Annotated in this window: 11 protein-coding genes; 4 read left to right on the forward strand and 7 right to left on the reverse strand. The window is 73.9% G+C overall.

The genetic code is table 11. The features are described from left to right. Window positions 1-218 precede the first annotated feature (218 nt). Window positions 219-1,343: an alpha/beta fold hydrolase gene (locus tag OG392_RS28735; protein ID WP_329284133.1), complete on the forward strand. Its 1,125-nt coding sequence runs from the start codon at window positions 219-221 to the stop codon at window positions 1,341-1,343. A gap of 53 nt (window positions 1,344-1,396) precedes the next feature. Here the strand turns inward: OG392_RS28735 and OG392_RS28740 are convergent, their stop codons facing one another. From OG392_RS28740 to OG392_RS28750, 3 genes are all read right to left on the reverse strand, one after another. Then, entirely contained in the window at window positions 1,397-2,680 is a 1,284-nt protein-coding gene (locus tag OG392_RS28740) for a ribonuclease D (protein WP_329284135.1), read from the reverse strand. 82 nt (window positions 2,681-2,762) lie between these two features. Beyond that, window positions 2,763-3,428: a response regulator transcription factor gene (locus OG392_RS28745; RefSeq protein WP_015037008.1), complete on the reverse strand. Its 666-nt coding sequence runs from the start codon at window positions 3,426-3,428 to the stop codon at window positions 2,763-2,765. 262 nt (window positions 3,429-3,690) lie between these two features. Further along, window positions 3,691-4,392, reverse strand: coding sequence for a DUF3000 domain-containing protein (locus OG392_RS28750; RefSeq protein WP_329284137.1), 702 nt, complete (start codon window positions 4,390-4,392; stop codon window positions 3,691-3,693). Window positions 4,393-4,483: 91 nt separating this feature from the next. Between OG392_RS28750 and hemE the strand changes: the two genes are divergently transcribed. Beyond that, entirely contained in the window at window positions 4,484-5,560 is a 1,077-nt protein-coding gene (hemE, locus tag OG392_RS28755; RefSeq protein WP_329284138.1) for a uroporphyrinogen decarboxylase, read from the forward strand. Between the two features lie 113 nt (window positions 5,561-5,673). Here hemE and OG392_RS28760 read toward each other — a convergent pair whose 3' ends face one another. Then, window positions 5,674-7,047, reverse strand: a complete 1,374-nt coding sequence (locus OG392_RS28760) for an FAD-dependent oxidoreductase (protein WP_329284140.1) — start codon at window positions 7,045-7,047, stop codon at window positions 5,674-5,676. A 9-nt stretch (window positions 7,048-7,056) separates the two neighbouring features. Next, a complete protein-coding gene (locus OG392_RS28765) occupies window positions 7,057-8,064 on the reverse strand; it encodes a DUF4349 domain-containing protein (RefSeq protein WP_329284141.1) in 1,008 nt (335 codons plus the stop codon). A 165-nt stretch (window positions 8,065-8,229) separates the two neighbouring features. On the opposite strand from OG392_RS28765, the gene hemG reads away from it, so the two are divergent. Continuing rightward, window positions 8,230-9,681, forward strand: coding sequence for a protoporphyrinogen oxidase (hemG, locus tag OG392_RS28770; RefSeq protein ID WP_329284142.1), 1,452 nt, complete (start codon window positions 8,230-8,232; stop codon window positions 9,679-9,681). Window positions 9,682-9,698: 17 nt separating this feature from the next. Then, a complete protein-coding gene (gene hemQ, locus OG392_RS28775) occupies window positions 9,699-10,412 on the forward strand; it encodes a hydrogen peroxide-dependent heme synthase (RefSeq protein WP_030322961.1) in 714 nt (237 codons plus the stop codon). Between the two features lie 214 nt (window positions 10,413-10,626). On the opposite strand, the gene OG392_RS28780 is transcribed toward hemQ, so the two are convergent. Together OG392_RS28780 and OG392_RS28785 are read right to left on the reverse strand one after the other, a co-directional pair. Continuing rightward, window positions 10,627-11,370, reverse strand: coding sequence for a TIGR04222 domain-containing membrane protein (locus OG392_RS28780; RefSeq protein WP_329284145.1), 744 nt, complete (start codon window positions 11,368-11,370; stop codon window positions 10,627-10,629). Window positions 11,371-11,418: 48 nt separating this feature from the next. Further along, complete coding sequence (locus tag OG392_RS28785) at window positions 11,419-12,489, reverse strand: TIGR04222 domain-containing membrane protein (protein WP_329284147.1); 1,071 nt, start codon at window positions 12,487-12,489, stop codon at window positions 11,419-11,421. Between the last annotated feature and the right edge of the window lie 5 nt (window positions 12,490-12,494).

A 12,494-nucleotide genomic window follows, 5' to 3' on the forward strand; every position in this document is an offset into this window, starting at 1 on the left:
GGCTGCCCAGCCCCTGGGCTCCAAGCGGCGAAGGTCACATTCCGAGGATGCCACCGACGCGACCCCACGCCCCCCGCGCACGCCCGTCCGATCGGAGGGTCCCGCAACCCGATGGGCCCACGGCGGCGGCCGTGTCACGGCCCGGACGCCCGTCGGCGGGCGGAGCCTGACACCGGTCCGGGGCGCGAGGCTCCGGACGCGCGACGGAAAGGACTCCCATGGCGATCGTCACCACCGACCACAAGGTCACCCACACCTCCACCGTCCCCGCGAACAAGGACGAGGTCGTCAAGCTCTTCGTCCGGGAGCGGAACGGCACGCCCCCGGGTCAGCCCCGCAGACCGGTCCTCATGCTCCACGGCAGGAGCGTGCCCGTGCTCGCGGGCTTCGACCTCCGGTACAAGACGTACAGCTGGGCGGAGACTCTGGCGAAGGCCGGATACGACGTCTTCATGATGGACCTCCAGGGCTCCGGACTGTCGCCGCGACCCCGGATGGACGACCCGCGCAACGTCAACCCGGCTCAGCAGAACCTGCTGACACCCCGCCCACCGGGATTCACGCCGGGGCCGCCGAACTACCCGTTCCAGCTGACGAACTCGAACAGTGACCGGGACGAACTGGACACCGTCGTGGAGTTCATCCGCGACGAGTGCGACGTGCAGAAGGTCGCCTTCATCGGCTGGTCCGCCGCCGCGTTCACGATGGGACCGTACGCGGTCAAGAACCCCCAGAAGGTGTCGAGCCTGTTCCTGCTGGCACCGATCTTCCCGCCCGAGGGAACGTCGAACCCGCCGGCCACGCTGCCGCGACCGGGCTTCCCGACCTATCTCGGCACCAAGGCGGGGTTCGACAGCGGCTGGAAGGGCGAGGTGCACTGCGACGGACAGCGGGAGGACGCCGTCGTCGGGGAGGCGTGGGACGCGATCATGAAGAGCGACCCGGTCGGCAGCACCTGGGGACCGCCGGCGGAGGGGCGCAACCGGATCAGGAACTTCTGGCGGTGGGGATGGAACAGGACCACCGCGGCACAGGGCGGGGTGCTCGGCGGAAGCGTTCCCGTGCTGATGGTCTACGGGGAGTACGACCGCCAGGTGAACACCTCGCCCCCCAACCCGGACCCGGAGCTCGACTTCTCCGTACCCGCCCTCTACGACGCCGTCACGGGCGCCCACAAGCTGATGGTCAAGCTCGCGTGCGCGGGGCACTCGGTGGTGTGGGAGATGCAGCACAAGAACGTCCACAACCTCTCGAAGCACTGGCTCAAGCAACTCAAGGTCGACGGCAAGACCCAGGGCGTCTTCGACATGGACACCGACGGAAACCTCAGCCCGGCCCCGTAGGCACGGCGGAGCCCCTGGCGGTTCTCACCGTCCAGGGGCTCTCCGAGCGGGGGTCACGCCGTGGCCGTCAGCGCCTTCACCAGGAGCGGGGTCACCAGGCCGACCTGCCAGGGGCGTGCGCCGTGGCCCGTGAGGGCGGCGGCGACGGAGTCCGCGTCGGCCGGGGACGGCGGCTCCCAGCAGACCCGGCGCACCGTGTCCGGGGTGATCAGGTTCTCCTGCGGCAGGTTCAGCTCCTCCGCGAGGGCCGAGACCGCCGCGCGCGCCGCCGAAAGCCGGGCCGCGGCGACCGGGTCCTTGTCCGCCCAGGCGCGCGGCGGGGGCGGGCCGGCCACCTGCTGGCCCGGCTGGGGGAGCTCGCTCTCGGGCAGGGCGCGGGCGCGGTCGACGGCCGCCTGCCACTGCTCCAGCTGACGGCGGCCCATCCGGTGCCCGAAACCGGGCAGAGCGGTGAGTGCGGTCACGTTCACCGGCACCGCGAGTGCCGCCTCCACGATCGCCGCGTCGCTCAGCACCTTGCCCGGGGAGACGTCCCGTCGCTGGGCGACCGCGTCACGGGCCGTCCACAGCTCCCGTACGACCGCCATCTGGCGACGGCGCCGCACCTTGTGCATACCGGAGGTGCGCCGCCACGGGTCCTTGCGGGGCGGGGCGGGCGGGGCCGAGGCGATCGCGTCGAACTCCTGGTGCGCCCAGTCGAGCTTGCCCTGCCGGTCGAGCTCCTTCTCCAGGGCGTCCCGGAGGTCGACGAGGAGTTCCACGTCGAGGGCCGCGTACCGAAGCCAGGGCTCGGGCAGCGGCCGGGTGGACCAGTCGACGGCGGAGTGGCCCTTCTCCAGGGCGTAGCCCAGGACGGACTCGACCATCGCGCCGAGGCCGACGCGCGGGAAGCCCGCGAGCCGCCCGGCGAGCTCGGTGTCGAACAGGGAGGTCGGGAGCATGCCTATGTCGCGCAGGCACGGAAGGTCCTGCGTCGCGGCGTGCAGGATCCATTCGGTCCCGGCGAGCGCGTCGCCGAGTCCGGAGAGGTCGGGGCAGCCCACCGGGTCGATGAGGGCGGTTCCCGCGCCCTCGCGGCGGAGCTGGACGAGATAGGCGCGCTGGCCGTACCGGTAGCCGGAGGCGCGCTCGGCGTCCACGGCGACGGGGCCGCGGCCGGCCGCGAAGGCGGCGACCACCTCGGCGAGGGCGTCCTCGGTCTCGACGACGGGCGGAATCCCCTCGCGGGGCTCCAGCAACGGGATCGGAAGCCCATTCGCAGGGACATCGTCGTCCGGGGGGCCGCCCCCGGTGGTGCGCAGTGCTGTGTCTGCTGCGGTCTCTTGGGCGTCGGTCACCTGTCAAGGGTATCGGTGAACGGCAAGCGCCTGTCGACGGAACGTTCCGTCGACAGGCGCCGGCTTCTTGTCGAGCGCTCCGTCAGTGGATGATCCCCGTCCGAAGGGCCACCGCGACCATGCCGGCGCGGTCCCCGGTGCCCAGCTTGCGGGCGATCCGGGCGAGGTGGCTCTTCACGGTGAGGGCAGAGAGGCCCATGGAGACGCCGATCGCCTTGTTCGACTGGCCCTCCGCGACGAGCCGGAGCACCTCGACCTCACGGCCGGAGAGCTCGCGGTAGCCGCCCGGGTGGCTCGGGGCACCCGGGGGGCGGCGGTGGCCGAGCCGCGCGGCCGCGGCGCCGATGGGGGCGGCGCCGGGTCGGGTCGGGTGGCCGATGTTGGTACGGGTGCCGGTGACGACATAGCCCTTCACGCCGCCCGCGAGGGCGTTGCGCACGGCGCCGATGTCGTCCGCCGCGGAAAGGGCGAGGCCGTTGGGCCAGCCCGCGGCGCGGGTCTCGGACAGCAGGGTCAGGCCGCTGCCGTCGGGCAGGTGGACGTCGGCAACGCAGATGTCGCGCGGGTTGCCGACGCGGGGACGTGCCTCCGCGATGGAAGAAGCCTCGATCACGTCGCGTACTCCGAGGGCCCACAGGTGGCGGGTCACGGTGGAGCGGACGCGCGGGTCGGCCACGACGACCATGGCCGTCGGCTTGTTCGGGCGGTAGGCGACCAGGCTTGCGGGCTGCTCGAGGAGAACGGACACCAGGCCTCCTGGGGGGAAGGATGCGGGACGGAGCCGGCTCGGGGAAGAAGCCGGGGGCGAACCCGTGCTGTGAAGGGGTCACTGGTTCCTTCGGCAGCTGGGCCGCCCGCCTTTAGGGAAAGATCACGATTTGGTGAGTAACAATTGGGGCAATTCGGACGCGTGATCGATCATCCTACGAGCGGGCCCCCGCGCGTCACCCCTGAGGGGGAGTCCCGGGGTCACCGTTCGAACCCTCCGAAGGTTGGCTTGATCCCGACCCTCAGGCCTGCTGCGGCCCCCGCCGCTGCGGCAGCGAGACGATCCCCGCACCCGAAACCGTCCCCGCCGCGCCCGTCGCCGGATCGACCGACGCGGGCGGCAGCCCCGCGATCTGGCAGAGCAGATCGCACCAGGCCGCCAGATGCGCCCCGGTGTCCGGCACTCCGGCCAGACCCTCGCGCGGCGTCCAGGACGCCCGGATCTCGATCTGCGTGGCGGGCCTGCGGTCCGCGAGCCCGCCGAAGTAGTGCGAGCCCGCCATCGTGACCGTGCCGCTCGCCTCCCCGTACGCCAGCCCCCGGGCCTCCATGGCCCCGGTCAGCCAGGACCAGCACACCTCGGGCAGCAGCGGATCCGCCGCCATCTCCGGCTCCAGCTCCGCCCGGACGAGCGTCACGAGCCGGAACGTGCCCTTCCAGGCCTCGTGGCCGTCCGGGTCGTGCAGCAGCACGAGCCGCCCGTCCGCGAGGTCCTCCTCGCCGTCCACGACGGCCGCCTCGACCGCGTGGGCGTACGGGGCGAGGCGCTGCGGGGGCCTCGTCGGTTCGATCTCGATCTCGGGTCGCAGCCGCGCCGCGCGCAGCGCCTCCACCGCCCGCCGGAACGCGAGTGGAACCGGGTTCGCCTCCGTACTGTCCGCTGTTTCGTCCGTCCCTCGATCGCCGTCGGAATGATCGGAAAAATGTCCCTGAGCCGCAGCCATGCGGGGAAGAGTAGGCGGAACGGGCCCTCCGTGCAGGGAGGGACACCCTGCCCGGACGAGCGGCTTCCCGCCACATGCGAAGATTCTGGGCGTGAGCGCCAACGATCGCCCGACGGGCCAGCAGACGAAGCAGCAGTCGCGGACCTACGACTCCGCGTTCCTCAAGGCATGCCGGCGGGAGCCCGTGCCGCACACCCCCGTCTGGTTCATGCGGCAGGCCGGGCGCTCGCTCCCCGAGTACCTCAAGGTGCGCGAGGGCATCCCCATGCTCGAGTCCTGCATGCGGCCCGAGCTGGTCACCGAGATCACCCTCCAGCCGGTCCGCCGCCACAAGGTCGACGCCGCGATCTACTTCAGCGACATCGTCGTCCCCCTCAAGGCCATCGGCCTCGACCTCGACATCAAGCCCGGCGTCGGCCCGGTCGTCGCCGACCCCATCCGCACCCGCGCCGACCTGGACCGGCTGCGCGACCTGACCCCTGAGGACGTCCACTACGTCACCGAGGCCATCGGGATGCTCACCGGGGAACTGGGCGACACCCCGCTCATCGGCTTCGCGGGCGCGCCGTTCACCCTCGCGAGCTACCTCGTCGAGGGCGGACCCTCGCGCAGCCACGAGCGCACCAAGGCGATGATGTACGGCGACCCGCAGCTGTGGGCCGATCTGCTCGACCGCCTCGCCGGGATCACCTCGGCCTTCCTCAAGGTCCAGATCGAGGCCGGCGCCTCCGCCGTCCAGCTCTTCGACTCCTGGGTCGGCGCCCTCGCCCCGGCCGACTACCGCCGCTCGGTGATGCCGGCCTCCGTGAAGGTGTTCGACGCGGTCGCCGGGTACGGCGTCCCGCGCATCCACTTCGGCGTCGGTACGGGCGAGCTGCTCGGCCTCATGGGCGAGGCCGGCGCGGACGTCGTCGGCGTCGACTGGCGCGTTCCGCTCGACGAGGCCGCCCGCCGCGTCGGCCCCGGCAAGGCCCTCCAGGGCAACCTGGACCCGGCCGTGCTGTTCGCCGGGCGCGAGGTCGTCGAGGCCAAGACGGACGAGGTCCTGGCCGCCGCGAAGAACCTCGAGGGGCACGTCTTCAACCTGGGCCACGGCGTCATGCCGTCGATGGACCCGGACGCCCTGTCGCAGCTCGTCGAGTACGTCCACACCAGGACGGCCGTCTGACGCACCCGCGAAGCCCGTCCGACGGCCGCCGGGGGACACCCCGGCGGCCGTCGCGCCGTCCCAGGCCGCCCGCGCGGCCCCCGGGCGGGGGCCGCCCGCGCGGAGCGCCGTCGTCAGCCCGCCGCGCGGACCGCCGCCGTCGCCTTGCGGGCCGCGATCAGGACCGGGTCCCACACCGGTGAGAACGGCGGCGCGTACCCGAGGTCCAGGGCGGTCATCCGCTCCACGGTCATCCCCGCCGTCAGCGCCACGGCCGCGATGTCCACCCGCTTCGCCGCACCCTCCCGGCCGACGATCTGCACCCCGAGCAGCCGGCCCGTGCGCCGCTCGGCCAGCATCTTCACGGTCATCGCCGCGGCCCCGGGGTAGTACCCGGCCCGGCTCGTCGACTCCACGGTCACCGTCACGTACCGCAGGCCCACCTCCCGGGCGTCCTTCTCCCGCAGACCGGTCCGGGCGAGCTCCAGGTCGCAGACCTTCGACACCGCCGTGCCCACGACCCCCGGGAACGTGGCGTAGTCGCCGCCGACGTTGGACCCGATGACCTGGCCGTGCTTGTTGGCGTGCGTCCCCAGCGGCACGTGGCGTTCGCGGCCCGAGACCAGGTCCAGGACCTCCACGCAGTCACCGCCCGCCCAGATGTCCTCGTGGCCGCGGACCCGCATCGCCAGATCGGTGAGCAGCCCGCCGTGCGCCCCCAGGGGCAGCCCCGCCGCGCGGGCGAGCGAGGTCTCCGGCACCACGCCCATGCCCAGGACGACCACGTCCGCGGGGTACTCGGCCTCGTCCGTCGCCACCGCCCTGACCCGGCCGTTCTCGCCGGTGAGGATCTTGGTGACCTCCGCCGAGGCGACCGTCGTGATCCCCAGACCGTCCATCGCCCGGTGCACCAGTCGGCCCATGTCCGGGTCGAGCGTCGCCATCGGCTGCTCGCCGCGGTGCAGGACCGTCACCTCGTAGCCCCGGTTGAGGAGCGCCTCGGCCATCTCCACGCCGATGTAGCCCGCGCCGACCACCACGGCCCGCCGTCCCGGCGTCGCCTCCAGCGAGTCGAGCAGCGCCTGTCCGTCGTCCAGGGTCTGCACCCCGTGCACCCCGGGGGAGTCGATCCCGGGCAGTGCGGGCCGCTTGGGCCGGGCGCCCGTCGCGACGACCAGCTTGTCGAAGCCGGTCCGGGTCTCCGTACCGGTCTCCAGGTTCCGTGCGAGGACCTGCCGGCCGGGCACGTCGATCGCCGTCACCTCCGTCCGCATGCGCAGGTCGATGGCGCGGGCCCGGTGCTCCTCGGGTGAGCGGGCGATCAGCTCGTCGCGGGTGGCGACGTCACCGCCGACCCAGTACGGGATGCCGCAGGCCGAGTACGAGGAGAAGTGACCGCGCTCGAACGCGACGATCTCCAGCTCCTCCGGCCCCTTGAGCCTGCGTGCCTGCGACGCGGCGGACATCCCCGCCGCGTCGCCACCGATGACCACCAGTCGTTCGCTCATGGGACGACGCTACTTCTCGGGAGTCTCCGGAGTCGCCGGCGAGGTCACCGCCCCGGCGGCGTTCCGCTCCGGGCCGCTCTCCCCGGGCCGTGGCACCGGCACCGGCCCCGGCGTGCCGCCGGCCCGACGGGCGGCGCGCGGGCGGATCAGACGGTGCCAGACGAGGAAGACGATCAGGGCGACCGCGAGCCACGGGGCGAGGGCGGCCAGCACGATCACGACCCAGGTCACCACACCCACCAGGGCGTTCCAGCCGCCGGAGAGGGCGTCGAGGAAGCCCGGACGGCCCTCCTCGGACTCCTTCGCCCGCGGTTCCCTCTCCTTCTCGCTGAGCTGCAGGGTGATCGTCGCGAGCGAGGTCCGGTCCCGCAGCGAGGACCGCTGCGCGAGCAGCGCCTCCAGGTCCGCCTGACGACGGCTCAGCTCGCCCTCCAGCGTCACCACGTCGGTGAGCCGCTCCGCCCGGTCCATCAGCGCCCGCACCCTCGCCACGCTCGCCCGCTGGGTGGCGATCCGGCTCTCGACGTCCACCACCTCACCGGTGACGTCCTTCGCGTCGGCCTTCCGGGACAGCAGCTTTCCGGTACCGGCGAGTTCGGTGAGGACGGCGTCGTACCGCTCCTGCGGCACGCGCAGCACGATGCGGGAGGCGACGTCCCCGTCGTCGGCCCGCTCCGTCTCCTCGTTCTCGACGTGCCCGCCCGCGCCGGCCGTCACCGTACGGGCCGCGGCCAGCGCCTTCGTCACATCGGCGACCTCCACGGAGAGCGAGGCGGTACGGATGACGTGCTGCTGCCGCGCGGGGGCCTTGGAGGGCGCCGACGGGGCCTTCTCGGCGCCCGCGTAGCCGTCGGCGGCGCCCCGGGCGTCCGCGGGCTTCGCCGCGCTCAGGTCCCGCTTGTCCGCCGCGCCCGTGTCGGTGCCGTTCGCGCCGCAGCCGGTGAGGACCAGCGCGGCCGTGAGCAGGACGCCGCCCGCCGCCGCCCGCGTTCTTGCCGTCGTACGTGCACTCCGCATCGCGTTCCCCCAGGGGTGGTCGGTGTCGCCGGTTCGACGTACCAGCCCACCCGATGGGTTGCCCTCCGGCGGTAGCGATGCGGTCACGGTCCGGCCTCGGAACGGGAGCGGGCGGGAGGGGAGCCTCGGAACCGGAGCCGATGGGCGATTTGAGAGAGTGGTTCCATGAACGCGGACACCACGGGACCCCATGTCGTCGTCGCCGGAGGCGGTATCGCCGGACTCGCCGCCGCCCACCGGCTGGCCGTCGCCGGCCACCGGGTGACGCTCCTCGAAGCGGGACCGCGGCTCGGCGGCAAGCTGCTCGCCGGGGAGATCGCGGGCGCTCCCGTGGACCTCGGCGCCGAGTCGCTGCTCGCCCGCCGCCCCGAGGCGGTCGCCCTCGCCCGGGCCGTCGGTCTCGGCGACCGGCTCCAGGCCCCCGGTACGACGACCGCGTCCGTCTGGTCCCGGAGCGCACTCGTCCCCATGCCCAAGGGCCACGTCATGGGCGTCCCCGGTGACGCCCGCGCCGTCGAGGGGCTCCTCTCCGCCGAGGGCGTGGCACGGATCGGCCTCGACGCGGAACTGCCGCCGACCGAGGTCGGCGACGACATCGCCATCGGCGCGTACGTCGCCGCCCGCATGGGCCACGAGGTCGTCGACCGGCTCGTGGAGCCCCTCCTCGGCGGGGTGTACGCCGGTGACGCCTACCGCATCTCGATGAAGGCCGCCGTCCCCGCCCTCTTCGAGGCCGCCCGCACCCGGCCCACCCTCACCGCCGCCGTCCGCGCCGTACAGCAGGCCGGGGCGGCCGTGCCCGCCGACGCGGCGGGCGCCGCGACCGGCCTCGGCGGTTCCGTCTTCCTCGGCGTCGACGGCGGTGTCGGCACCCTGCCCGGAGCCGTCGCCGCCGCGATCCGGGCCGCCGGCGGCGAGGTCCTCACCGACGCCCCCGTGACCGGGCTCCGCCGCACCGGGGCCACCGGCTGGCAGGTCGTCGTCGGCGGCCGGGTCCTGACGGCCGACGCCATCGTCCTCGCCACCCCCGCCGGGCCCGCCGCCGCGCTCCTCGCCCCGCACGCGCCCGCCGCGGCCGCCGAGCTGGACGCCGTGGAGTACGCCTCCATGGCCCTGGTCACCCTGGCCTTCCGCCGCGCCGACGTGCCCGCCCTGCCGGGCTCGGGGTTCCTCGTCCCTCCCGTCGACGGCCACACGATCAAGGCCTCCACCTTCTCCTCGCAGAAGTGGCGGTGGGTCGCCGACCGCGCCCCCGGCCTGTTCGTGCTGCGCACCTCGGTCGGCCGCCACGGCGAGGAGGACCAGGTCCTCCGTGAGGACGCCGACCTCGTCGCCGCGTCGCTCAAGGACCTCGCCGCCGCCACCGGGCTCTCCGCCCGGCCCGTCGCCACCGCGGTCACCCGCTGGAACGGCGGCCTGCCGCAGTACCCGGTCGGCCACCTCGCCCGGGTCGCCCGGGTCCGCGAGGCCGTCGCCGCCCTTCCCGGAGTGCGCGTCGCGGGCGCCGCGTACGACGGTGTCGGCATCCCCGCCTGCATCGCCTCGGCCCATCGGGCGGCCGACGAGATCATCGCCACGTCGAAAAGGACCGACCCCGGTGCGGGGCACTCCCTGTGACGGGCGAGAATAGGCGTATGAGTGCGCCCGAAAAGATCCCGAACGCCGGTAAGAAGGCGAAGGACCTCAACGAGGTCATCCGCTACACCCTGTGGTCTGTCTTCAAGCTGCGCGACGTTCTCCCCGAGGACCGCGGCGGCTACGCCGACGAGGTCCAGGAGCTGTTCGACCAGCTCGCGGCCAAGGACATCACCGTCCGCGGCACGTACGACCTCTCCGGTCTGCGCGCCGACGCCGACGTGATGATCTGGTGGCACGCCGAGACGAGCGACGAGCTCCAGGAGGCGTACAACCTCTTCCGCCGCACCCGCCTGGGCCGCGCCCTCGAGCCGGTCTGGTCGAACATGGCGCTGCACCGCCCGGCCGAGTTCAACAAGTCGCACATCCCGGCCTTCCTGGCCGACGAGAACCCCCGCGACTACGTCTCGGTCTACCCCTTCGTGCGCTCCTACGACTGGTACCTGCTGCCGGACGAGGACCGCCGCCGGATGCTCGCCGACCACGGCAAGATGGCCCGTGGCTACCCGGACGTCCGCGCCAACACGGTCGCCTCCTTCTCCCTCGGCGACTACGAGTGGCTCCTCGCCTTCGAGGCCGACGAGCTGCACCGCATCGTGGACCTCATGCGTCACCTGCGTGCCTCCGAGGCGCGGATGCACGTCCGCGAAGAGGTCCCGTTCTACACCGGTCGCCGCAAGAGCGTGGCCGAGCTGGTGGCGGGCCTGGCCTGACGGCCGTACGAAAACCTGGTGGTGGCCCGGCTCCCGGTCGGGCGCGCCACCCCTCGACCCGGAAGATCAGACGGCAGGCGTGACCATGGCCTGCCGCTCCAGCGACACCGGGTCCGGCTCCGGGTGCGGCGCGCATGACGCGCGCCGCACCGGCGTCATTTCCAGGGTCTTCTCGCCCTGATGCCTCCGCCCCGTGGCCTTCGCCGAGGGCCCCTCAGCCCCGGCCGCGGAGCGCGGCGCGGAGCTCCGGTTCCAGCACCCCCGGCCCGCGCGTCGCGAGGGCGGTGAGGGGATCGGCGGGGGAGACCCCCGCGAGCAGCCGCTGCCCGGCGGGCGACGCCCAGCGGGTGTACGGGTACACCTCGATCCGCCCGATCAGCAGACAGAGCACCGACGCGAGCAGCGGCAGCGCGAACCCGGCGAGGACCGGGGCCCGTTCGGCGGCCGGCACCAGCAGCGCGGACACCGTCCCGAGCAGCAGGCTCAGCAGCAGGCCCGCCCGCACCGCCCGCAGCCCGGCGGCGACCTCCCGCCGGCCCGCCGGGGACACGGCGAGCCCTCGCTCGACGAGCCGGTCAGCGAGCAGACGTACGGGGTCGGCGGCGGCGACCCGGGGACGCACGGCGGGAATCGGCGCCTGCCCCTCGGGCCCCAGGGCACCGAGCACCGCCCGCTCCAGCGCGTCCCCCGCGCACGCGTCGGCGTCCACGACCGTCGCCCAGCCGGTGCGGGCGAGGAAGAGCCTCCGGGCCCGGTGCATCGTCACGAGCGTCAGATCGGTGACCCGCAGCGGGCCGCCGGCGAGATACGCCGCCTCGCCGACGGTGAGTTCCGGTGCGCTGCCCGGAAGGGCCTCGGCGCGCGCGGGACGGGCCGCCGCGAGCGCCGCCCGGCAGAGCCGCGCACAGCCGACGGCGGCCACGACACAGGCGACGAGCAGCAGCGGAACCCAGACCATGACCGAGTTGTACGGGAGGCCGGGCGGGCCCGCCACCCGAACGGGTGATCAGCTGCTGGAGCTGGAACACGAACTCCCGCTGGAGCTGGAGCACGAGCTGGAGCTGGAGCTGGAGCAGGAGCTTCCGCCCCCGCCGCAGCTGGAGCCGCCGCCGGAGCAGGACCCGGACGAGCAGGACGAGCCGGACCCGCCGCCGGAGCAGGAGCTTCCGCCCCCGGAGCAGGAGCTTCCGCCGCCGCCCCCGCCGCCACAGGCACTGGTCCCCGCGCACCACACGACCGGCGCCGCGAAGAGGGCGTCGTCCGAGTGCGTGGTGGCGTACGCGTGCGGAACCGGGCGCCTGCCGCCGCCCCTGCGCCGCCGGGGCGGCGGGTAGATCCGGGCGGCGGCCACGAGCTGCTCCCGCAGCACCGGATCGGGCAGGGCCCGGAGCCCGTGCAGGGCCACGAGCAGGGCCGCGTCCGGGACAGTGGCGTGGTCCCGCCCGTACGCGAAGACCGCGCGCCGGCCGGCCGGGGTGACCTGCCGGGCGGTGAGCGAACCGCAGACGATGGCGGTGACCAGGGCGGCGAGCAGGATCGGCACCACCTTGAAGATGAACGGGACCGTCATCCCCGAGCCGCTGTCCAGATCCGTCGCGAAGCCGACGACGGTGAGGACGATCGACACCGGGAAGAGGGCGAAGGCCGTCACGGCGAACACGCCGCACCAGCGGGCCGTGGAGCGCCGGACCGCCGGATCGACGACGAGCCCGCGCGCGGCGAGCCCGTCGCCGATCTCCTGGACCGCCGGGTGCCGCATGACGGTCATCCGCAGGTGGTGCAGGGCCCCGTGCGGGGCGGCGGCGTGCGCCTGGAGCACGGCGCGCTCCACCGGGTCGTACGCGACGGGACGGACGACGGCCACGATGCCGGGGCCGCCGATCGCCAGCCTGCCGTCCGCCTGGAGGGCGGTCAGGGCGGTGTCGACGACCCTGGCCGGGCCGCCGTTGAGGAAGGCGGCCTCGTACCGGTCGTGGACCGGTCCGCCGGGTCCCCGGCGGGTCCGGACGACCCGGGTCACGAGCACCGCGATGCCCGTGATGCCGGCGATGTAGTAGAGCGCGACCAGAACGTTCACGAGCA

This window comes from Streptomyces sp. NBC_00691, assembly GCF_036226665.1.
GTDB lineage: Bacteria > Actinomycetota > Actinomycetes > Streptomycetales > Streptomycetaceae > Streptomyces.

Coding starts and splice junctions, on each gene's coding strand:
- OG392_RS28735 (WP_329284133.1), top strand. CDS start 219: ATGGCGATCGTCACCACCGACCACAAGGTCACCCACACCTCCACCGTC.
- hemQ (WP_030322961.1), top strand. CDS start 9,699: ATGAGTGCGCCCGAAAAGATCCCGAACGCCGGTAAGAAGGCGAAGGAC.
- OG392_RS28780 (WP_329284145.1), bottom strand. CDS start 11,370: ATGGTCTGGGTTCCGCTGCTGCTCGTCGCCTGTGTCGTGGCCGCCGTC.
- OG392_RS28765 (WP_329284141.1), bottom strand. CDS start 8,064: ATGCGGAGTGCACGTACGACGGCAAGAACGCGGGCGGCGGCGGGCGGC.
- hemG (WP_329284142.1), top strand. CDS start 8,230: ATGAACGCGGACACCACGGGACCCCATGTCGTCGTCGCCGGAGGCGGT.
- OG392_RS28750 (WP_329284137.1), bottom strand. CDS start 4,392: ATGGCTGCGGCTCAGGGACATTTTTCCGATCATTCCGACGGCGATCGA.
- OG392_RS28760 (WP_329284140.1), bottom strand. CDS start 7,047: ATGAGCGAACGACTGGTGGTCATCGGTGGCGACGCGGCGGGGATGTCC.